Annotated in this window: 21 protein-coding genes and 1 pseudogene; 10 read left to right on the top strand and 12 right to left on the bottom strand. The window is 67.1% G+C overall.

What is annotated here, in order from left to right; all coding sequences use genetic code 11:
* Positions 1 to 115 precede the first annotated feature (115 nt).
* Genes AC5Y39_RS13405 through AC5Y39_RS13390 form a run of 4 tightly spaced genes read left to right on the top strand, consistent with a single transcriptional unit; the run spans position 116 to position 7369 of the window.
* Positions 116 to 1543: a hypothetical protein gene (locus AC5Y39_RS13405; RefSeq protein ID WP_500017821.1), complete on the top strand. Its 1428-nt coding sequence runs from the start codon at positions 116 to 118 to the stop codon at positions 1541 to 1543.
* Positions 1540 to 2094 (top strand): hypothetical protein, encoded by a 555-nt coding sequence (locus AC5Y39_RS13400; protein ID WP_500017819.1) that lies wholly within the window; start codon positions 1540 to 1542, stop codon positions 2092 to 2094. Before AC5Y39_RS13405 ends, AC5Y39_RS13400 begins: the two co-directional genes overlap by 4 nt.
* Complete coding sequence (locus AC5Y39_RS13395; protein ID WP_500017817.1) at positions 2091 to 5294, top strand: ATP-binding protein; 3204 nt, start codon at positions 2091 to 2093, stop codon at positions 5292 to 5294. Before AC5Y39_RS13400 ends, AC5Y39_RS13395 begins: the two co-directional genes overlap by 4 nt.
* Complete coding sequence (locus tag AC5Y39_RS13390) at positions 5291 to 7369, top strand: FAD-dependent oxidoreductase (protein WP_500017815.1); 2079 nt, start codon at positions 5291 to 5293, stop codon at positions 7367 to 7369. Before AC5Y39_RS13395 ends, AC5Y39_RS13390 begins: the two co-directional genes overlap by 4 nt.
* Before the next feature lies 1 nt (position 7370).
* Here AC5Y39_RS13390 and truA read toward each other — a convergent pair whose 3' ends face one another.
* The 9 genes from truA to AC5Y39_RS13345 form a co-directional block, all read right to left on the bottom strand.
* Positions 7371 to 8243, bottom strand: coding sequence for a tRNA pseudouridine(38-40) synthase TruA (gene truA, locus AC5Y39_RS13385; protein WP_500017813.1), 873 nt, complete (start codon positions 8241 to 8243; stop codon positions 7371 to 7373).
* A 4-nt stretch (positions 8244 to 8247) separates the two neighbouring features.
* Positions 8248 to 8910, bottom strand: coding sequence for a 50S ribosomal protein L17 (gene rplQ, locus AC5Y39_RS13380; protein WP_500017811.1), 663 nt, complete (start codon positions 8908 to 8910; stop codon positions 8248 to 8250).
* 39 nt (positions 8911 to 8949) lie between these two features.
* Positions 8950 to 10005, bottom strand: coding sequence for a DNA-directed RNA polymerase subunit alpha (locus AC5Y39_RS13375; protein WP_499911304.1), 1056 nt, complete (start codon positions 10003 to 10005; stop codon positions 8950 to 8952).
* Between the two features lie 76 nt (positions 10006 to 10081).
* Positions 10082 to 10687 (bottom strand): 30S ribosomal protein S4, encoded by a 606-nt coding sequence (gene rpsD, locus AC5Y39_RS13370; RefSeq protein ID WP_500017809.1) that lies wholly within the window; start codon positions 10685 to 10687, stop codon positions 10082 to 10084.
* Positions 10688 to 10714: 27 nt separating this feature from the next.
* Entirely contained in the window at positions 10715 to 11140 is a 426-nt protein-coding gene (rpsK, locus tag AC5Y39_RS13365) for a 30S ribosomal protein S11 (RefSeq protein ID WP_499911298.1), read from the bottom strand.
* 3 nt (positions 11141 to 11143) lie between these two features.
* Entirely contained in the window at positions 11144 to 11518 is a 375-nt protein-coding gene (gene rpsM / locus AC5Y39_RS13360; protein ID WP_499911296.1) for a 30S ribosomal protein S13, read from the bottom strand.
* Positions 11519 to 11735: 217 nt separating this feature from the next.
* Positions 11736 to 11849 (bottom strand): 50S ribosomal protein L36, encoded by a 114-nt coding sequence (rpmJ, locus tag AC5Y39_RS13355; protein WP_003879483.1) that lies wholly within the window; start codon positions 11847 to 11849, stop codon positions 11736 to 11738.
* Between the two features lie 68 nt (positions 11850 to 11917).
* Complete coding sequence (infA, locus tag AC5Y39_RS13350) at positions 11918 to 12139, bottom strand: translation initiation factor IF-1 (RefSeq protein WP_003418601.1); 222 nt, start codon at positions 12137 to 12139, stop codon at positions 11918 to 11920.
* Between the two features lie 272 nt (positions 12140 to 12411).
* On the bottom strand, positions 12412 to 12684 hold the full coding sequence (locus AC5Y39_RS13345; RefSeq protein ID WP_500017807.1) for a hypothetical protein: 273 nt from the start codon (positions 12682 to 12684) through the stop codon (positions 12412 to 12414).
* Positions 12685 to 12840: 156 nt separating this feature from the next.
* Between AC5Y39_RS13345 and AC5Y39_RS13340 the strand changes: the two genes are divergently transcribed.
* The gene (locus AC5Y39_RS13340; RefSeq protein ID WP_500017805.1) at positions 12841 to 14505 is read left to right on the top strand and encodes an NAD(P)/FAD-dependent oxidoreductase; all 1665 of its coding nucleotides are present in this window, start codon (positions 12841 to 12843) and stop codon (positions 14503 to 14505) included.
* A 10-nt stretch (positions 14506 to 14515) separates the two neighbouring features.
* Positions 14516 to 15976, top strand: a complete 1461-nt coding sequence (locus tag AC5Y39_RS13335) for an ATP-binding protein (protein WP_500017803.1) — start codon at positions 14516 to 14518, stop codon at positions 15974 to 15976.
* Between the two features lie 30 nt (positions 15977 to 16006).
* Here the strand turns inward: AC5Y39_RS13335 and AC5Y39_RS13330 are convergent.
* The 3 genes and pseudogenes from AC5Y39_RS13330 to AC5Y39_RS13320 all read right to left on the bottom strand — a co-directional run.
* A pseudogene (locus AC5Y39_RS13330) lies at positions 16007 to 16197 on the bottom strand (SDR family NAD(P)-dependent oxidoreductase); the annotation flags it as partial.
* A 60-nt stretch (positions 16198 to 16257) separates the two neighbouring features.
* The gene (locus AC5Y39_RS13325; RefSeq protein WP_500017801.1) at positions 16258 to 16656 is read right to left on the bottom strand and encodes a hypothetical protein; all 399 of its coding nucleotides are present in this window, start codon (positions 16654 to 16656) and stop codon (positions 16258 to 16260) included.
* 334 nt (positions 16657 to 16990) lie between these two features.
* Positions 16991 to 18241 carry an HNH endonuclease signature motif containing protein gene (locus AC5Y39_RS13320; RefSeq protein WP_500048226.1) on the bottom strand — a complete coding sequence of 417 codons (1251 nt, stop codon included), beginning with the start codon at positions 18239 to 18241 and terminating at the stop codon, positions 16991 to 16993.
* Between the two features lie 117 nt (positions 18242 to 18358).
* Between AC5Y39_RS13320 and AC5Y39_RS13315 the strand changes: the two genes are divergently transcribed.
* From AC5Y39_RS13315 to rfbC, 4 genes are read left to right on the top strand one after another with little or no spacing between them, the layout of a single operon-like run.
* Positions 18359 to 19201, top strand: coding sequence for an LLM class F420-dependent oxidoreductase (locus AC5Y39_RS13315; RefSeq protein WP_500020134.1), 843 nt, complete (start codon positions 18359 to 18361; stop codon positions 19199 to 19201).
* 11 nt (positions 19202 to 19212) lie between these two features.
* Positions 19213 to 20067: an LLM class F420-dependent oxidoreductase gene (locus AC5Y39_RS13310; protein ID WP_500020136.1), complete on the top strand. Its 855-nt coding sequence runs from the start codon at positions 19213 to 19215 to the stop codon at positions 20065 to 20067.
* A 19-nt stretch (positions 20068 to 20086) separates the two neighbouring features.
* The gene (gene rfbB, locus AC5Y39_RS13305; protein ID WP_500020138.1) at positions 20087 to 21082 is read left to right on the top strand and encodes a dTDP-glucose 4,6-dehydratase; all 996 of its coding nucleotides are present in this window, start codon (positions 20087 to 20089) and stop codon (positions 21080 to 21082) included.
* A complete protein-coding gene (rfbC, locus tag AC5Y39_RS13300) occupies positions 21079 to 21690 on the top strand; it encodes a dTDP-4-dehydrorhamnose 3,5-epimerase (RefSeq protein WP_500020140.1) in 612 nt (203 codons plus the stop codon). Before rfbB ends, rfbC begins: the two co-directional genes overlap by 4 nt.
* The last annotated feature ends 63 nt before the right edge of the window (positions 21691 to 21753 follow it).

The raw sequence follows: 21753 nt of genomic DNA, 5'->3' as shown, positions 1-21753 counted from the left end.
GTCCATCGGGAAAGTCGCCTGCCGCGGGAAAGTGAGCAGCATCGATCATCGCGATGACATGTGGAAACACTCCGCTCGCCGGTATGCTAGCCAGCCATACCGGCTGGAGGACCCGATGGCGGCGGTGCAATCTCTGATGGCGCTCTACGGCGCCATGGACCGGCTGGTCTCCGAATCGGAAGAACCCGCCACAGCGGCCGTCGTCGAACAGTACCTGCCCGGCACCACGGGGCCGCACAGCGGCTGGTTCGCCGAAATCGAACAGTTCTTCGACGACATGCCGGGCCGGACGCTGGCCTTCCCGAGCGTGCGCGGCGCGATCGGCGACCTTGTCGAAGGCAACAGCATGCCGATCGACCAAGGCGGCGAGCCGCTGACCAAGCCGCAGCTGTCTCGGATGGTGTACGCGCTGGGAGCGTTGTGCCACCTGGAGGGCGGCCCGGTCGACGCCTCCGAACAGGACTACGTGACCGCACTCGGCATGGCTACGCCGGCCGACGACCGCAGCGGAACCGCCGAAGCGCGCGCAGAAGAGCTGTTTGATCTGCTGCGGTCGGAGTTCGCGTTCCGCGGCGACTGGCAGCGCGTGATGCGGATTGCCACAGAGCGCTCTCTGATTGACCCCGTGGTCGCCGAGATCCCCCTCTGTGACCACACCCTGCGCCAGATCTGCGGCCACACCTGCGTCGTGCTCACCACTGATTTCACCAGCACCAGGGCATCCTTCAACGAGGTGAAAGACGTTGCGGACCCCCGTAATTGGAACCGGTGTCTGCCGTTCTTCTGCACCATGGAACCGCACGGCATTCATCCCGACGACGGGTGGAGCTGGACGCTCGAACACGTCAGCATGACTTGCAAAGTGGCCGGCTCTCCTGTGATGAAGACACCGCTTCGGTACTGGAGGGGCGAAGACCCCGCCGGCGCCTCCACCGGGTTCCCGACCGCGTGGGTCAACTACGAACTCGACGAGCACCCCGATCCGACCGCTGCGGGAGACGGCTTGACGCTCGTCGACGAGGGCTTCATCCGGATGGTCGCCACGGCCGCCGACCCGTCGAGGCGGGGCGTGCGGGTGATCACCCGAAAGGTGGTTGCGTTCCGCAACTTATCGCCTGTCGCCATCGAGAAGCTTGCGTGCATCTGCGGATACGCCGATCAGGGAATGGAGATGCTGCTCGGCGGCGTGGAGCAGCGGCGCCAAAACGCCGTGGGATGGCAGAACTGGACGGCGTCCCGGGCGCCTCAGGCGCCGGCGACACCGCCCAAGCCTCTCGATCCGTGCCGAGCGCTCGGCGCTGCCCCGTCGTGCCAAACCGACGGCGCCAGCCGGCAGGCCGTCACCGTCGCCGTCGACATGCTCACCGAGTGCATCGACGACATGTCGAAGAAGAGCATGGCGCTTGCGCAGAAGTGCGCCGGCGGAGTGGTGCCCGTCCCGGAGATGATGGCGTTCGGTGCGGAATTCGCGGTGCGGCTGGCCACCGACCCCCTGCGGTACTTGCAGAGGTTGCGCGAATCGACCGAAGGAGGTGGCGCGTGACCTCGCGCACGGCGCACATCTCCGCGAGCATTCAGCAATGCGCGGAGTTGTACCGGTGCCTGATCACCCGGGCCGGTGAGGTTGCGACTGACGCGAACGACCACATCGACGAGGGCACATACGGCGCCGAGCAGTGGGCACAGTCCATGCGTGCGCTTTTCGACATCGCCGTCACCGCTGGGCTGCACACCGCATCGGAAATGATGTCCGCGCCGTGCGGACCGGCGGGATGCGCCGCCGGCTGCGGGACATGTTGCGCAACAGGGGCTGTGGAGTCCGCCGACATCGCGATCGCCGGCGCCGATCACCCACGCGCCCTGTCGATCGCGAAAAGCTTTGCCCGAGAGGGCGATTCGTCGTACACGATCCCCGACCACCTGGTCACGTTCCTTCCGCCGGTGTTGGCCAAGTCCGCGACCACGTTCCGTATCGCAGTGGCGTGGCCCGAGGTGAGAAGCGCGACGTATCGCGGGCAGGTGCGGCTGACCACCGCCGGTCAGACCGGCACAGCGCCAGTTGACGAAACGATGACGGTCCTCGTCGACCTGTGACTCCAGCCGCTCCCAGATCACCTATCGGAGAACTGCTTGACCGGGCAGTTCAAGCGATCAACCGGGGCGATCGCATCACCGCCGCCGAGCTTGCCGAGCAGGTGCTCGAGGTGGACCGCCACAATCCCGAAGCCGAGGACATCCTCGCCGCGCCGCCGGGGCGCGGCGAACTTCGGCGGCTGACAATCCTTTTCGCCGACATCGTGGGTTCGACTGCGCTGTCGACGCGGGTGGAGCCGGAGATCTACCGCACGGTGATCGGACGGTACCGCGATCAGGTCAAGCAGATCGTCGACCGATACGAAGGCCACATCTTCTCCACCAAAGGCGACGGGCTGCTGGCCGTGTTCGGGCACCCGATCGCCCACGAGAACGACGTCCGCCGCGCCGTGCAAGCCGGGCTGGACATCACCCTCGACGTCGCTGCGCTCAGCGAAAAGGTCAGCACGCGTTTCGGTTTCGGGATCGCGGTGCGGGTGGGTGTGCACCGCGGGCTGGTTTACCTCGACCGCTCCCAGGACGACGTGTACGGGCTGGGAGCCAACATGGCCGCCCGGGTGTCAGAGCTCGCGCCGCCGAACTCCGTCGTCGTGTCCGCGGCCATCGGCGGCTTGATTGCCGACGACTTCGAACTCGAGGCGCAGCCCGCCCGGACGGTGAAGGGCATCGAGGAGCTCATCGAGCATTACCGGGTGGTCGCCGAACGCAGCGGCACCAGAGTCCCGCTCGGGCCCTTGATCGGCCGACAGCGCGAAATCGCCTACCTGCAGCACAGTTGGGCTCGGGCGCAGGCCGGGACGCTGGACGTCGCCGGCGTGGGGTTCTTCGGGGAGGCCGGCATGGGCAAGAGCCGCCTGGCCGCTGTCGCCACCGATCTGGCGCGCCAGTCAGGTGGCCGCGTGCTGACGCTGGTCGGATCCCCGTTCCATGCCGACGCCGGCCTGCACCCGGTGCGCACACTGCTGGAACGTCGCTGCGGCATCGACCGGCTGACCGAGCAGGCTGAGCGGATCCGCCGCCTCGAGGCAGAACTTCGGGCGCATGGGCTCGACGTCGACGCGACCCTGCCGCTGCTGGCGCCCGTGCTGGGCGTCGGCGCAGAGTACGGCTACCAGCCGGTGCCCACGGAGGGCACCAAGCTCTACGACCAGATCGTCGCGGCCATCAGCGACTATCTGGTGGCGTGCCTGGGCGGCGGACCTGGGGTGGTCCTCGCCGAGGACGTGCAGTGGTTCGACGCGTCGACCCTCGACGTGCTCGACGCGCTGCTGGCCACCGAAACTGGTCGGCTGCTGGTCGTGTTGACCGCCCGCGACGCGGGATGTTTCCCGAATCTGGCGCACGTCAAGACATTCGAGTTGCAGCCGTTGACGGCAGCCGAGACCGACGAACTCAGCGCCGCGATCGATCCGGGCCTGTCCGAAGAGCAGCAGGCCGAAGTCCGCCGCCGCTGCGACGGCGTGCCGTTGTACGTCGAAGAAGTGGTCACCAAGATCCACGACCAGCCCACCGATGAATTCCGGTGGCACCGCGTTCCCGATGCGCTCTACGAGCCGCTGTTTGCGCGACTTCGGGCCAGCGACAACGTGATCCCGGTGGTCGAAGCCGCCGCCGCGATCGGCCGCGAATTCGACCGCAGCCTGATGCTCGCGGTGCTCGACATGGCCGACGACGATTTCGCCGCTGCCGTTGCCGAGCTCGAGCAGGCGCACGTGTTCGAGCCGACTCGCACCGACGCCTGGCGGTTCCGTCACGAACTGTTGCGGGAGGTCGCATATGAACTGGCGCCACCGACCGTGCGGCGGCGCTTGCACGGCCGCGCCGCCGACGCGCTGGTGAGCGCGCACGGCGGCAGCGATCCGGACTGGCATCTGGTCGCGCTGCACTACGACCAGGCGCTGCGGTACGAGGACGCCGCGGTGGCATATCAACAGGCGGCCACCGACGCCCGGCGGCGCGGCGCGTTGGAGGAGGCCCGCACCTATCTCACTCGGGCGGTGGAGCAGATCGAACGAATGCCGCCCAGCCCCGCACGTGATCGTCGGGAGATCGCGCTGCGGCTGCGCCGCGGATTCCTCGCGTCAGCGGCCGAAGGCACCGCAAGTCCCGGTGCGGCCGCCGACTTCGAACGCTGCCTGGAGCTGTCGGGCACCGATCTGCGCGAAGACGAACTCGTCGCGACGCTCGTCGCGCTGTGGGCGTACTTCTTGCCGCGCGCGGACCTGCACCGGGCCGCACAGGTCTCCGAGTCGTTACGCGGCAACCTCGACAACGCGAAGGAATGGTTCCGGTCGGAAAACGACGCCGCCATGGGCATGCTGGCGTGGTACGCAGGCGATTTCGAGGCCTCGCGGCGCCTGCTCGAGCAGGCCACCGAGTCGGTCGCGCAGGTGCAGATCGACGACTTCGACACGGTGTGGTTCGTGCCCAACGAGCCGGTCGCGTCCATGCACACGCATCTGGCCCTGGCCCGTGCCGTGCAGGGCGACTTCGCCGGCGCGGAAGCCGAATTCGCCGAAACCGGGCGTATCGTCGAAGGGCTCGACTTCCCCCAGGGTCCGTTCAGTCAGGCCTACGCGCGCTCCTACGAGGCATGGATGCGGCTGGAGGCGGGCCAGCTCGACGCGGCAGCGCGGCTCGTCGAATCGCTGGCCGCACAAGCCGAGAGGCACGGATTCGACTTCTGGGCCATGGTGGCGACCACCGAACAAGCAACTGTCGCAACATTTTTCGCGCTGAATGCGGATCCGGTTGACGTCGACGAGCTGCAGAACCACATCGCGGTCATGGCCATGTTCGTCGACGCGTGGCGCGAGGCCGAGGCGCGGCTCTTCGTCACCTTCTACGACGGGGTGTTGGCACGGCTGCTGATCGCGGCCGGCCGCACCCAGGAGGCCGCGGCGCGGTTGGACACGGCACTAAAGCTCGTCGACGACACCGGGGTGTGCTTCTACCGGTCAGAGCTGCTGCGGCTGCGGTCGCGCACCGCCGCCGACGACGAGGCGCGGGCCGCCGACCTGCGTGCCGCCCTCGACGTCGCCAGGCGCCAGCACGCGCACATCTTCGAATTACGCGCTGCCATGGACGATTTCGAGCTGCGCCACGATGCCGCCCGGGCGCAGCTCGCCGACACGATCAGCCGCTTCCCCGCCGACAGCACCTGGCCGGAGCTCGACCGGGCGCGCGCGCTGCTGGCGTGAGCAGGCCCGGCGGCAAGGTCGCGATCCTCGGCGGCGGCATGGCCGGCTTGAGCGCCGCCTGGCGACTCAGCGAGCCCGGCTGGCGTGACCGCTTCGACGCGATCACGGTTTACCAGCGTGGCTGGCGACTCGGCGGCAAAGGCGCGTCCAGCCGCGGCGAGCACGGCCGCATCGAAGAACACGGCCTGCACATCTGGCTGGGCTCCTACGAGAACGCATTCGGCCTGCTGCGAGAGTGCTATGCCGAATTAGACCGCATTGCAACCGATCCCGGCGCACCGATCCGCACCTGGGATCAGGCGCTGATACCCGGCGACAACCTCGGGCTGGCCGACCGGTTCGGCAACGACTGGCTGATGTGGCTCGGCACGTTCACCCGCAACACCGGCTCACCCGGCGAGCCGGACAGCACCGGCCGGGAGATGACCGTCATCGAGTTCACCCGCCGTGCCGTCCAGCTGGTCCGCGACTTCGCCGAATCCCAGCGCAGCGCAAGTCCTTCCGGGCTCGTGCTGTCCTGCTGCCCCGAGCCGCCAGCCGCCCAGCGCTGGCTCACCGCGGTGGCCGACAGCGCGCTCGCCGCACTGCTGGCCCTGGCCGATCCTCGGCGCGGCCGGCGCAGCGCCACCCGCATGATCGACGACGCACTCGACGCCGTACGCCACGCGCTGGACTACGAGCGCCGCGCTGACCACAAGCGGTCGTGGCTGTTGTTGTCGCTCATGACGGCCGTCATCCGAGGCATCCTCGCCGACAACCTGGTCACCGATCCCCGCGGCTTCCGCGCCATCAACGACGAAGACTTCGGCGACTGGATCCTGCGCCACGGCGCGCATCCCGACGTGCTCGAGTTCTCGCTGGTGCGAGGACTTTACGACCTGGTATTCGGATACGAGGACGCCGATCCGGCGCGACCCGCCTTCGGTGCCGGGCTCGCGGTGTTCCTCACCGGCCTGGTGCTGTTCGACTACAAGGGCGCCATTTTCTGGAAGATGACAGCGGGCATGGGCGACATCGTGATCGCGCCGTTGTACCAGGCGCTGCGGCGGCGCGGCGTCGATTTCGAGTTCTTCCACCGGCTCGACGCGCTGCATCTGGACGAACGCCGCCAAGGCATCGCGGCGATCTCGATGGCACGCCAGGTCCGGCTCGCCGACGGCGTCGAGCACTACGAGCCGCTGACGCGGGTGCGTGGGCTGCCCGTCTTCCCCCATCGGCCGCTGCTCGACCAACTTGCCCCCGGTCAGCCTGAGCCGCCAGGCGGCTGGCACGCCCTCGAAACGCATTGGGCCGAGCACGCCGACGCGCAAGCACGGGTGCTGCGACGCGGTGCCGACTTCGACCACGTGGTGCTCGCGGTGTCGGTCGGCATGCTGCCCGTGGTCGCAGAAGAGCTCATCGCCGACCGGCCCGAGTGGCAGGAGATGACGACGCACATCCGCACGGTGGCGACGCAGGCGTTCCAGATCTGGTTGCGGCCCGGCGAACCGGAACTCGGGTGGACTGAGCCAGGTGTCACGATCAGCGCCTACCTGCGCCCGTTCGAGACGTGGGCCTCGATGCCGCAGACGTTGTGGGCCGAGGACTGGCCCGACGAGCAGCGTCCCGGTGCGGTCGCGTACTTCTGCGGCACGCTGAACGCGGCGTGGCCCACCACCGAAACCGGCGCCGGCTATGCGCGCCGCTACCGCGACGTGGTGCATACGGAAGCGGCCCAGTACATCGATCGCCACCTGAGGCCGTATTTCCCACGCGCATTCGACGACCACGGCTTCAGGTGGGATCTGTTGAGCGGCGCCGACGGCCAGCGAGGCCGCGCGGCGCTGGCCACTCAGCACGTCAGCGTCAACGTCGACCCGTCGGATCGCTACGTGCAGTCCGTACCGGGAACCGAGCGCTACCGGCTGCGCCCGGACGAAAGCGGTTACGGCGGTTTGATATTGGCCGGCGACTGGACCGACTCCGGAATGAACGCCGGCTGCATCGAGGCCGCAGTGATGTCGGGGCTGGAAGCCGCCAACGCGCTGCTGGGCCGCGGACGCTACCACCGCATCCGCGGTTTCTACATGCCCTGACCTAGTCGCGGGTGCGCAGCTCGCGGGTGACCAGTGTCCGCGCCGCGAGTTCGCCGTCGGGCGGGTAGTCGACCCCCACCAAGGTGAGGCCATGCGCAGGAGCAGCTGCGAACGAGCTCGATCGGCGGGTCGAATTGAGAAGGGCAGCAAGCCATTTCGCGTCGCGTCGGCCGTCGCCGACGGCCAGCAGTGCACCGACCAGCGACCGCACCATCGACCAGCAGAACGCGTCTGCGCTGACACGGGCGGTAACCAGATGACCGTCACGACTCCACTGGAAGCACTGCAGATCGCGAATTGTGGTGGCACCCGGGCGGTGACGGCAGAATGCCGCGAAGTCGTGAAGTCCCAGAAGCTGTTTCGATGCCGCGGTCATCGCGTCGACGTCCAGTTGCCGCGGCCACGCGGTCACATACCGCGACAGTTGCGGTTCGACGCCGTACGGTGCGGTCGACAACCGGTACTCGTAGTGGCGGCGCAGCGCCGAGAAGCGGGCGTCGAAGCCGTCGGGTGCGCGGGTGATGTCGCGGACCCGGACGTCGACGGGCAGGAAGCGGGCCAGCCGTCGCACCAGCGGCCGGAATTCAGGGTCACCCACGGGTGTCCGGCGCGGCCGGGCGTGGCCGAGCGCGCTCGCGGGCACGTCGACGTGGGCGACCTGGCCGGTGGCATGCACGCCGGTGTCGGTGCGGCCGGCGGCGAAAACCCGCACCGGTGTGCGGAATACCGTCGACAGCGCCTCCTCGAGGACGCCGGCGACGGTGCGCTGCTCACCCTGGACCGCCCAGCCGGCGAATTCCGTTCCGTCGTAGGCGATGTCGAGGCGGAGACGGACGAGCCCGCCATCCGGGTGAATGGCGGGCTCGTCGCGCATGACGCTACGACTCGTCGTCGGTTTTCTGCTCCTCGGCCGAGGCCTCGTCCGTTTTCGACTCCTCGGCCGAGGCCTCGTCGGTGCTTGTCGGCTCCTCGGCCGAGGCCTCGTCGGCGGCCTCGGCGGCCTGAGCCTCCTCGATCGCGGCGTCTTCTGCCTCGACGTCAGCCACAGTCTCGGTCTCCGGACCAGCCGTCGCCTCCGGCTCCACCGCCGCCTGCGGTGCGGCCGCAGCGGCAACCGGCGCCGCCTTCTTGGCGGCCTGTGACGCCGCGGCCCGCCTGGCGCGATCGGCCTCAGCCGTGACCGTCTTCTCCCGCACCAGCTCGATCACCGCCATCGGCGCGTTGTCGCCCTTGCGCGGCTCGACCTTGATGATGCGGGTGTAGCCACCGTTGCGGTCGGCGTAGAACGGCCCGATCTCCGCGAACAAGGTGTGCACGACGTCCTTGTCACGGATCTTCTTGAGCACCTCGCGCCGGTTGTGCAACGTGCCCTTCTTCGCGTGAGTGATCAGCTTCTCCGCGTACGGCCGCAGCGCCCGGGCCTTGGTCTCGGTGGTCTTGATGCGGCCATGCTCGAACAGCGAGGTGGCCAAGTTGGCCAAGATCGCCTTCTGGTGCGAGGACGACCCGCCGAGGCGAGGGCCCTTGGTGGGCTTGGGCATTGCTCGTATCTCCTTGTGCGAGAAAAGGACGGGCGCGTATTACAGCTGTTCGGTTTCGGCGTAGTCCTGGTCGTTGTCGAAGTCGTACGACGCCGAATCGCCGTGCCATGTGCCGGTGGCTGCGTCGTAACCCGCGACCTCGGACGGGTCGAAACCGGCCGGGCTGTCCTTGAGCGACAGGCCCAGCTGATGCAGCTTGACCTTGACCTCGTCGATCGACTTCTGGCCGAAGTTGCGGATGTCCAGCAGGTCGGACTCGGTGCGCGCGACCAGCTCGCCGACGGTGTGGATGCCCTCGCGCTTGAGGCAGTTGTACGAGCGCACCGTCAGGTCGAGGTCGTCGATCGGCAGCGCGAACGACGCGATGTGGTCGGCCTCCGCAGGTGACGGCCCGATCTCGATGCCCTCGGCCTCCACGTTGAGTTCCCTTGCCAGACCGAACAATTCGACCAGCGTCTTGCCCGCCGACGCCAATGCGTCACGGGGGCTGATCGAGTTCTTGGTCTCGACGTCGAGGATCAGCCGATCGAAGTCGGTGCGCTGCTCGACGCGGGTGGCCTCCACCTTGTAGGTGACCTTGAGGACCGGCGAGTAGATCGAATCGACCGGAATGCGACCGATCTCGGCGCCCGACGCCTTGTTCTGCACGGCCGGCACGTAGCCGCGACCGCGTTCGACGACGAGCTCGACCTCGAGCTTGCCCTTGTCGTTCAGCGTCGCGATGTGCATGTCCGGGTTGTGCACGGTCACGCCGGCAGGCGGCACGATGTCACCGGCAGTGACGTTGCCCGGGCCCTGCTTGCGCAGATACATCGTCACGGGCTCGTCTTCCTCCGACGAGACCACCAGGCCCTTGAGGTTGAGGATGATGTCGGTGACGTCCTCTTTGACGCCGGGCACGGTGGTGAACTCGTGCAGCACGCCGTCGATGCGAATGCTGGTCACGGCCGCGCCGGGAATCGACGACAGCAGCGTGCGGCGCAGCGAGTTGCCCAGCGTGTAACCGAATCCCGGCTCCAGCGGCTCGATGACGAACCGCGACCGGTTGTCGGCGACAACCTCTTCGCTCAGTGTGGGTCGCTGAGAAATCAGCATGTGTTTTCTTCCTCCTTCACGGCACCCGCTATTTGATGCCGCGTCCCCGGCCGCCATCCGGACGGCCGAAAGTCTTTTACTTCGAGTAGAACTCGACGATGAGCTGCTCGGTGAGCGGTACGTCGATCTGAGCGCGCTCCGGCAGCTGGTGCACGAGGATGCGCTGACGCTCCCCGACCACCTGCAGCCAGCCCGGAATCGGCCGGTCCCCTGCGGTTTCCCGCGCGATCTGGAACGGCACCGTGTTCAGCGACTTATCGCGCACGTCGATGATGTCGTACTGCGACACCCGGTAGCTGGGCACGTCGACCTTCACGCCGTTGACGGTGAAGTGCCCGTGGCTGACCAGCTGCCGCGCCATCCGGCGGGTGCGCGCCAGCCCGGCGCGGTACACGACGTTGTCCAGCCGGCTCTCCAGGATCTGCAGTAGCTCCTCGCCGGTCTTGCCGGGGCGGCGCACCGCTTCTTCGTAGTACTTGCGGAACTGCTTTTCCTGCACGCCGTAGGTGAAGCGCGCCTTCTGCTTCTCCTGCAGCTGCAGCAGGTATTCGCTTTCCTTGATCCGCGCGCGGCCGTGCTGGCCGGGCGGATAAGGCCGCTTCTCGAACGCTTGGTCGCCGCCGACGAGGTCGACGCGCAGACGCCGCGACTTGCGGGTGACGGGTCCGGTGTAACGAGCCATGAAGTCCTTCTCCTCCTAGCCCAGGCCCTAGACTCTCCGCCGCTTTGGCGGCCGGCAGCCGTTGTGCGGCTGCGGGGTGACATCAGCGATCGCGCCGACCTCCAGGCCGGCGGCCTGCAGCGAGCGGATTGCGGTTTCGCGGCCCGAACCCGGGCCCTTGACGAACACGTCGACCTTCTTGACGCCGTGCTCCTGCGCCTTGCGGGCGGCGTTCTCGGCGGCCAGCTGCGCGGCGAACGGGGTCGACTTGCGGGACCCCTTGAAGCCGACGTGTCCCGATGACGCCCACGCGATCACGTTGCCCTGCGGGTCGGTGATCGTGACGATCGTGTTGTTGAACGTGCTCTTGATGTGCGCGGCACCGTGCGGGATGTTCTTCTTCTCCCGCCGGCGGCCTTTCTGGCCCTTCTGCCCCTTCTTCGGAGCAGTCGCGCCCTTTTTTGCTGGTGGCATCGGTTACCTGGCCTTCTTCTTGCCGGCGATGGTGCGCTTGGGGCCCTTGCGGGTGCGCGCGTTGGTCTTGGTCCGCTGGCCGCGCACCGGAAGTCCGCGCCGGTGGCGCAGACCCTGGTAGCAGCCGATCTCGATCTTTCGGCGGATGTCGGCCTGCACCTCGCGGCGCAGATCGCCCTCCACCTTGAGGTTGGCTTCGATGTAGTCACGCAGCTGGGTCAGCTGCTCGTCGGTGAGGTCCTTGGTGCGCATGTCCCGGTCGATGCCGGTGGCGGCCAAGATTTCGTTGGAGCGGGTGCGGCCGATGCCGTAGATATACGTCAGCGCGACCTCCATGCGCTTGTCGCGCGGCAGGTCGACGCCCACAAGACGTGCCATCAGGCGGTGTCCTTCTTCTCTATGCGGAGGTCTGATCCCAGCCCGTTCCCTGCTCTGCAGGGGTCCGGCCTCCGGTCCGGACGTTATGAGCGGCGTATCCGCTCAGTGGTGCTGGGAGGTCTGCATTCAGTTGTGGCGACTAAGGCGGATGCGTTAGCCCTGCGCTCTGGTCTTCGCGCAAGCGCTCATCCCTGCGCTCTGGTCTTCGCGCAAGCGCTCATCCCTGCCGCTGCTTGTGGCGAGGATCGGAGCAGATCACCATGACCCGCCCATGCCGACGGATCACCCTGCACTTGTCGCAAATCGGCTTCACGCTGGGGTTGACCTTCACGGCTGTATTCGATCCTTCTTGGTTTGTCGGTGACGCGCGCAAGCGCTCGTCACACCCAGTTCGTCGGGTTACTTGTACCGGTACACGATGCGGCCGCGGGACAGGTCGTACGGAGACAACTCCACGACCACCCGGTCCTCGGGCAGGATGCGGATGTAGTGCTGCCGCATCTTGCCGCTGATGTGGGCGAGCACCTTGTGACCGTTCTCCAGCTCAATGCGAAACATCGCATTGGGCAGAGGCTCGACCACGCGACCCTCGACCTCTATGGCGCCGTCCTTCTTTGCCATAACCTCCGCAATCCCTAACTCCGGCTGCGATGGGTGCTCCCTGGGGGAGCCTCCCATCAAGTGCAGTATTCACCCCGACTTCGAAACGTGGGCGGGACGCGGAATCATTCCGGAATTCCGCGAGATGCCAGGGCACGCAGGAGCCGGCGCGTTGCCGCACCGTCGCTCCACGATACCGGGTCGACGGGCGCAAGCCAAAATTGTCCCACGGCGGCCGCCGCGGCGCTTCTACCTGGACGCCGCTGCGTTCCGGCGATCGCCCAGGCGCCCCGTCACAGCAGGTTGCTGTACTGCGGGCAGCGCGTCGAGACCACCGTGTCGATGACGTTGTGCACGTCGAACGAGCTGGTTCCCGCCTCGACGAGCATCCGCGCGGAGATAGGGCGAGCCGCCCCGCGAATCACCAGCCCGGACGCTTCGGCGCCGTACGCGTCGCACACCGCCTGGTACGGGTCGAGGGGCATCGCGTGCCCCACCGATGATGTCAGCAGCCCGGCAGCTGTCAGCGAGCCCGCGGCCGTCAGGGCTGCGATGGTCTTTCTCATCGCGGTTCTCTCTGTCGTCGGAGGCAAACGACCCGATGCCGCTCGCTCTCCTGGAAATTAAAGCAGCCCGCACCACACCCGCTGCGCTTTGCTGCATTTGGCCGACGGCCTCGGCGCCGGCGAACGAGACGACGCGTGAGCGCATACTTGACAGCGATGACTGGACCCTCCCAGCCCCGTAAACCCGTCATTCTCACCGTCGACGACGATCCCGCCGTGTCCCGAGCGGTCGCCCGCGATCTCCGCCGCAAATACGGAGAGCACCACCGCATCATCCGCGCCGAATCCGGCCCGGACGCACTCGAGACATTGCACGAGCTCAAGCTGCGCGGTGACACCGTGGCGGTGTTCGTCGCCGACTACCGCATGCCGCAGATGAGCGGCATCGAGTTCCTCGAAGAGGCGATGGACATCTACCCGCTGGCCCGACGGGTCCTGCTCACCGCCTATGCGGACACCCACGCCGCGATCGAGGCCATCAACGTCGTCGACCTCGACCACTACCTCCTCAAACCGTGGGACCCGCCGGAGGAGAAGCTCTACCCGGTGGTCGACGCGTTGCTCGAGGCGTGGCGGGCAGCCGGTGACCGGGTGATTCCGCACACCAAGATCATCGGTCACCCGTGGAATGCGAGATCGTCGCACGTGCGCGAGTTCTTGGCGCGAAATCAGTTGTATTACACGTGGTTTCGCGCCGACGAACCCGAGGGGCAGCGACTTTTGGAAGCTGCCGGCGAGGACGGGCTGACGCTTCCGGTGGTGATCACCGAGCAGGGCGAGACACTGGTGAACCCCGCCGACGCGGAGCTCGCGGCGACCCTCGGGCTCACCACCACGCCGGCCGAGGATTTCTACGACTTGGTGGTGATCGGCGGCGGCCCGGCGGGGCTGGCGGCGGCGGTGTACGGCGCGTCCGAGGGCCTCAAAACCGTGCTGATCGAGCGCACCGCGACCGGCGGCCAAGCCGGCCAGAGCTCGCGGATCGAGAACTATCTGGGCTTCCCCGACGGGGTTTCGGGTGCCCAGCTGGCAGACCGCGCCAGGCGCCAGGCCGAGAAGTTCGCCGCGGAACTCATCACGGCCCAGGAGGCCGTCGCGTTGGAGGTCAAGGGCGCGGCCCGCAGCGTCAAACTGTCCGACGGTCGCTCGATCGGTGCGCGGGCGGTGATCTTGGCCACGGGGGTGTCGTATCGGCAACTGCCCGCCGACGGCTGCGATCGATTGACCGGCGTCGGGGTGCACTACGGGGCGGCGACGTCGATCGCCGCTGAGTGCGACGGCGAAGAGGTGTACGTCATCGGCGGGGCCAACTCGGCGGGGCAGGCCGCCGTGAATCTGGCCAGATATGCGAAGTCGGTGACGCTGGTGGCGCGCGGTTCGTCGCTGGAGTCGTCGATGTCGTACTACCTGATCCAGCAGATCGAAGCCATTGACAACATCAAGGTCAGGACCTGCACGGTGGTCACACAGGCGTGCGGCGACAACAGGCTCGAGAAGCTGGTGCTCGAAGACCGGCGCAGCGGTGCGGTCGAGGAAGTGACGTGCGGGCGGATGTTCATCTTCATCGGTGCCGAGCCGCGCACCGAGTGGCTCGACGGCGTGGTGGCTCGCGACGACCACGGCTTCGTGCTGGCCGGCCCTGACTTGAAGAACGTGTGCGGCTGGACGCTCACCCGGCCGCCGCACCACCTGGAAACAAGCGTGCCCGGTGTCTTCGTTGCAGGTGACGTGCGAGCCCAGTCCGCCAAACGCGTGGCGGCCGCTGTCGGCGAAGGGTCGATGGCCGTGATGCTGGTGCATCGATACCTGGCCGAGGCGTAGGAGAGACAGCATGGGTGAGAACTGCCTGCCCGACGAGCTGCGGACGCTGTTCTTGTTCGAGGCGCTGTCCGACGAGCAGCTCGCGACCCTGTGCAAGGACGGCCACATCGAAACCTTCGAGCCCGGCCCGATCTGCATCGAAGGTGAGCCCGCCACATGCTTCTACGTGCTGCTCGACGGCGAGTTGGTGATGTCGAAGCGCTCCGGCGGCGTCGACATCGAAACGAACCGCACCTCGCAACGCGGCGTGTACTGTGGGGCCTGGTCGGCGTACGTCCCCGGTGAGGAGCACGTCTACGAAGCCTCCGTGCGCGTGACCCGCCCGTCGCGGTTCTTCGTCCTCGACGCCGACGCGTTCGCCCGCTTCATGCAGGCCGAATTCCCGATGGCCGTGCACCTGCTCGAGGGGCACAAAGTCGGCGGGCTGCGGCAGCGCCAGATCATCGGTCAGCGCGAGAAACTGCTCGCGCTGGGCCAGATCACCGCCGGGCTGACCCACCAGCTCAATAATCCCGCCGCCGCGATCACCCGGGACGTGGCCAACCTGCGCGACAACGTCGGCAAGATGCGGCACAAGCTCGCGATGCTCGCCGACGGCAAGTTCACCCCGGAGGCATTGCGCGTCTTGGTCGGCATCCAGGAGGAAGTCGCCGAGCTGGTCGCCAAAGCCAAGCCGGTGGAGCTCACCGCGCTGGAGACCTCCGACCGTGAGGACCAGATCGGCGACTGGCTCGAAACTCACGGCATCGCCGGTGCGTGGGACTACGCGCCGACGTTCGTCGAAGCCGGCCTGGACATCGACTGGCTGGAGCGGGTGTCCGCGTCGATCGAGGACGTGGACGCGACCGCGTCATTGCAGGGGGCAGTCGGTTGGCTGAAATACACGATCGACACCGAGCTCGCGGTGAACCGGATAACCGAGGCCAGCAAGCGCATTTCGGTGCTGCTGGCCGGGGCCAAGCAGTACTCGCAGATGGACCGCGCGCCGTATCAGGCTTCCGATGTCCACGAGCTGCTGCACAGCACGCTGATGATGTTCGGCGACCGGGTAGGCAAGGACAATCCGATTCGGCTGGTCAAGGAATACGACAAGTCGCTGCCTGAAATCCTCTGTTACCCAGGCGATCTCAATCAAGTCTGGACCAACATCATCGAAAACGCGGTGCAGGCGATGGACGGCGCCGGCACGCTGACGGTGCGGACCATGCGCGAGAACGACGACCACGTCCGCATCGAGATCTGCGACGACGGGCCAGGTATCCCGGACGAGATCGTGGACCGCATCTTCAACCCGTTCTTCACCACAAAGCCGTACGGCGAAGGCACCGGGCTCGGGCTGGACCTGGCATGGCGGATCGTCGTCGAGAAGCATCACGGCAACCTGCGCGTCGAATCCGAGCCCGGCAACACGCGCTTCATCATCGTGTTGCCGTTGGTGGCGCCCGCACCTGATGCGCCCAATCCCGAGTAGTCCCCGCCATTCAGATGAAACTGACCCGCCGTCGACGGGATTCGCGGCGTCCAAGCCGTCGGCTGCGAGGACGTCGGTCAGCGCGTCGGTGAAGCTCGCGGTGACAATGGTGCCTGGGCATACGCAGTTCACCAGAATGCCTTCTCATGCAAGGCTTTCGCGAGATTCTTGGTGACGCCGCTCAGCGCGGCCTTGGATGCGGTGTAGGCGACGACCGCCGGTCACGACCGCAGTGGCGCCGGCCAATCCGAGGTCCACCCAGTCTCCTTTCCGGTGAAGCGCTAGTCCTCCAGGACCGACGCAATCACGTCGGGTGTGACGCCGATCCCGCGTAAGCAGAACTGCTTCGTGTGCCGACGCGCCTCACCGCCCGTCCGGTCACCGGTGATCCACTGCCGCTGGGTGCACACCCACACCACGCCGTGAATGGCCTCCGCGTCGGCCTCGGGATCCACGCGACGGAAATATCCTGTTTCTCTTCCCTTTTCGAGTTGCTCGATGAGCGGTCGCAGCATTTCGCCGAACGCCGTCGCGACCTTGTCGGGCGAGGCGAACATCTGCGATTGCGCCTCGATCGAGAAGTGGCGCAGTTCGGACGTGTTGCGCTCGTCGAACGCCAGGTCCAGTCGCGCGTCGATCCAACATGCCACCGCCTCAACGGGATTGGCAGCGGCTGCCATGCGGGCTCGAAGCCGCGACGTTTCGGCCCGCGCCGAGATTCGTCGATGCCGCGCTGCACATCGACTGGCGCGGGCGGGTGTCGGTCGTTCGTCGACGACGTCGGCGCGGCGTGGTTAGCAGGGCGCGATCGGGCGGCTGCGATGCACAATCGAGCACGTGACGATGGCAGCGGAAGTCGCGCGGATCGTGACGACGGCACTGCGAAGAGGCCGTTGTGAGGGCGGGCGGCGAGGCGGATCCTGCGGTTGGTGCGTAGACTGTGAACGAATTCCGCTGTGTGCCAATCGGTTACGAGGCAACGCGGTGGCGATGCCCGACGCTGGGAGACATACGTCAGTTGTTAGTCGGTGGTGGTTGGGGTTGGAAGGGTTGGTACCACCACCACTGGGCGCGTTCGCCGGTGGGTCCGGGGCATGGTGGGACCGCGGGCGGGGGGTGCTTGGGTGGGCGGGCCAGCGAGGCGGCGCTCAGTGGTCGGCCCGCGCTGTCGGCGACGACGGGAGCGTCGGCGGGTCCGGTGATGGTGATCAGGCCGCGATGGTGCAGCCGGTGATGATGTGGGCAGGCCAGCACCAGGTTGGCCAACTCGGTGGCGCCGCCGTCTTCCCAATGGCGGATGTGATGGGCGTGCAGACCCCGCGTCGCTCCGCACCCGGGCACCACGCAGGTGCGGTCGCGATGCTCGAGCGCGCGGCGCAGCCGCCGGCTGACCACCCTGCTCGCCCGCCCGGCCCCGATCGGTTGCCCGTCACGTTCGAACCACACCTCACAGGTGGCCTCACAGGTCAGATAGCGGCGCTCGGCGTCGGTGAGCACCGGACCCAGATGCAGCGCCGCGACACGGTCTTTGACATCTAGATGCACCACCACCGTGGTGTGCTGGCCGTGCGGGCGGCGCGCCGCCTCGACATCCCAGCCCGTCTCGACCAGCCGCATGAACGCCTCAACGCTGCTGGGCATGGGCGGCGCCGTCTCTGACGGGCGGTCGTCGGTGTCGTGGTCGTGTTTCCACTCGCCGATCAGCGCCTCCAGATGCGACGCCAACGCCGCCTCGAACGTCGCCGCCTCCAGATGCGGCAGTTTGATCCGCCAGTAACTGAACTGTTCGTCGGAGCTCTTGGTGATCGACGCCTGCGGCTCGCGTTGCGGCTGCGGTTCGGGTCGCGGTTCGAGCCTGACCGCGGTGCGCAACTGACCCACCGTGGCCACGCTAGCCAGCTGCGCATAATGCTCATCAGAGCCCTCGGCTGCGTGTGCGGCGATCACCCCGACCTGATCCAACGACAACCGGCCCTCGGCCAGCCCCTGCACACACCGCGGAAACTGCTCACGCCGGCCCGCCACCGTAGTGATCGTGTGCGCGGTCGACGACGACACCCCCAGCTTCCAGGCCACCAACGCCGGCACCGACCGCGCCCCGGTCGCCCCCCACAACCCCTCACCATCGATCTCAGCGACGATCTCCACGATGCGCCCATCAATCGCATTACGCTGACCCGCCAACTCCGCCAACTCCCCGAACAACACCTCAAGACGCTCGGCCGGGCTCACCGCAACAGCGCCACCAGAAGCGGAAGAAGACACGACGACAGCATCGCACCCACCACCGACAAAGTTCCGGTACCAGACTTCTGCCGGCGCCCCGGACCAGCCAAATGTCGACATGGAATAGCGGCCGACCGAACCAGGGTTGGAGGTGTCATGACTGAGCTGAACCTTGGCAAGTTCGGATCGTTCGGACGCGGAGTCACCCCCGAACAAGCAGCGCAGATCGAGAAACTCGGCTATGGCGCCGTCTGGGTCGGCGGCTCTCCCCCGGCCGAGCTCGAGTGGGTGGAGCCGATCCTCGAGAAGACCACCACGCTGAAGGTGGCCACCGGAATCGTCAACATCTGGACCGCCGCGCCCGGGCCCGTCGCCGAATCGTTTTACCGCATCGAAAAGGCTTATCCCGGAAGGTTTGTGCTCGGCATCGGCGTCGGACACCCCGAGGCGCACACCGAGTACCGCAAACCCATCGACGCGCTCACCGAGTACCTGGACAAGCTCGACGAGTACGGCGTGCCCAAGCAGCGCCGAGTCATCGCCGCACTCGGCCCGAAGGTGCTGAAGCTGTCTGCCGAGCGCAGCGCCGGCGCCCATCCGTACCTCACGACGCCAGAACACACCGCCAAGGCGCGTGATCTGATCGGCCCACAGGCGTTCCTGGCGCCCGAACACAAGGTCGTGCTGACCACCGACGCCGAGAAGGCCCGTGCCATCGGCCGCAAGGCCCTCGACATCTATCTCAACCTGACGAACTACGTGAGCAACTGGAAGCGCCTGGGCTTCACCGACGACGACGTACGCCGCCCGCCCAGCGACAGGCTCGTCGACGCGCTGGTTGCCTACGGAACGCCCGACGCGATCGCCAGGCGGCTGACACAACATCTGGACGCCGGCGCCAACCATGTTCCGATCCAAATTTTGGGTAACCAAGACCGACTGATTCCGACGCTTGCCGAACTGGCCGGTCCGCTCGGACTGGCCACGCGAAGCACTTAGAAAGGGACACCATGACCGACCCATCACTGCTCAAGCCCGACGTCGGCCGCTACGGCGTCTGGACCGGCGGACCGGTGAAGCCTGAGCAGGCGGCCGAGATCGAAAAACTCGGCTACGGCGCGATCTGGGTGGGTGGGTCACCGGCCGCCGAGCTGAAGTTCGCCGAACCGATCCTGGATGCTACGGAGTCGATCACGCTCGCGACGGGCATTGTGAACATCTGGTCGGCGCCCGCGGACGAGGTCGCGGAGTCGTATCACCGCATCGAAAAGGCTTACCCCGGGCGGTTTCTGCTCGGAATCGGCGTCGGGCATCCCGAGCACAGTCAGGACTACAGCAAGCCCTACGACGCTTTGGTGGCCTACCTCGATCGCCTCGATGCGGCCGGCGTCCCGACCAGCCGACGGGTACTCGCGGCGCTGGGCCCGAAGGTGCTCGAGCTGGCCGCACGTCGCAGCGCCGGCGCACATCCATACCTGACCACCCCCGAGCACACCGCCCAAGCCCACGATCTCGTCGGGCCGTCGGTGTTCTTGGCACCCGAACACAAGGTGGTGCTCACCACGGACGCTGACGAGGCGCGCGAGATCGGCCGCAAGACGGTGGAGTTCTACCTCGGCCTGAGGAACTACGTGAGCAACTGGAAGCGGCTGGGCTTCACCGATTCCGACGTCACCAAGCCGGGCAGCGACAAGCTGATCGACGCCGTAGTGGCCTACGGCACGCCGGAGCAGATCGCCGCGCGGCTGGGCGAACACTTGCGAGCCGGGGCGGATCACGTCGCGATCCAGGTGCTGGGCGGCTCGCAGCGGCTGATCCCCACGCTCACCGAGCTCGCCGGGCCATTGGAGCTGAAGGGCGACTGACGACCGTTACTGTTTGCCCATGCGGGTGTTGGTGACGGGCGGCGCCGGGTTCATCGGCGCCAACTTCGTCCGCGCCGCCGTGCGCGAACGCCCGGATGTGTCGCTGACGGTGCTCGACGCATTCACGTATGCGGGCAGCCGCGAGTCGCTGGCCGGCTTGGAGCACGCGATCGAGGTGGTCGAGGGCGACGTCACCGACCCCGGCCTGATCTCTGCGCTGGTGGCCGATGCCGACGTGGTGGTGCACTTCGCCGCCGAGACGCACGTCGACAACGCACTGGCCGACCCGGAGCCCTTCTTGCGCAGCAACGTCATTGGCACGTTCACGGTGCTCGAAGCGGTCCGCCGGCACGGGGTCCGGCTGCACCACGTCTCCACCGACGAGGTGTACGGCGAGCTCGCACTGGACGATCCGCACCGGTTCACCGCGGACACGCCCTACAATCCGTCGAGCCCGTATTCGTCGACCAAGGCCGCCGCCGACATGCTGGTGCGGGCGTGGGTGCGCTCGTACGGCGTGCGAGCGACAATATCCAACTGCTCCAACAACTATGGGCCGTACCAGCATGTGGAGAAGTTCATTCCGCGCCAGATCACCAACGTGCTGACGGGCCGGCGTCCGAAGCTCTACGGCAACGGCGCCAACGTGCGCGACTGGATCCACGTCGACGACCACAACGCTGCGGTCTGGCGGATCCTCGAGGACGGTAGCATCGGGCGGACCTACCTGATCGGCGCGGACGGCGAACGCGACAATCTGTCGGTCATGCGGTTGATTCTGACCGAAATGGGCTGCGAGCCAGACGATTTCGATTATGTGCCGGATCGCGCCGGCCACGACCTGCGCTATGCGATCGATCCGACGCCGCTGCGCTCCGAATTGGGTTGGACGCCAGCACATGCCGACTTCACCGAAGGTCTGCGCACCACGATCGACTGGTATCGCGACAACGAGTCGTGGTGGCGGCCACTGAAGGACGCCGTCGAGGCGCGATACGCCGAGCGCGGCCAATGACGGCGCGCGAGTTGGCCATCGCGGGCGCGTGGGAAATCAGCCACTCCATGTATCCCGACGACCGCGGGCTGTTTTTCGAATGGTTCACCCAGCGAGAGTTCAGTGGTTTTGCGGGGCACCGCTTCGATTTCCACCAGGCCAACTGCTCGGTGTCGGCGGCCGGCGTGCTGCGCGGCCTGCACTTCGCCCAGCTGCCGCCCAGCCAAGCGAAATACGTGACGTGCGTGCGGGGGGCGGTGTTCGACGTGGTCGTCGACATCCGGGTGGGCTCACCGACCTTCGGCAAGTGGGATTCCGTGCTGCTCGACGACCGGGATCGCCGATCGGTGTATCTGTCGGAAGGGCTGGCGCACGGATTCCTTGCGCTGCAGGATGATTCGACGGTCATGTACCTGTGCTCGGCGCCGTACGACCCCGGCCGCGAGCACACGATCTCGGCGACGGACCCCCAGCTCGCGATCCACTGGCCTGTGGTCGACGGTGCGCAGCCGCGGATGTCGGGACGCGACGCGGCGGCGCCCAGCCTGCAGGAGCTCCGCGATGCGGGCCTGCTGCCCACGTGGGACGACGCTCGCGCCTTCGTCGAGCAGTTGCGGCGACTGCATTAGCCCCGTGATGCTTCCTACCCCGCATCGCAAGTCCCTGCACCTATGCGTTGTCGATAAATAGGC

It is taken from the genome of Mycobacterium sp. NGS39 (assembly GCF_059812765.1).
Note: the sequence above shows the minus strand (reverse complement) of the source record. Positions and strands in the feature narration are given on the sequence as shown.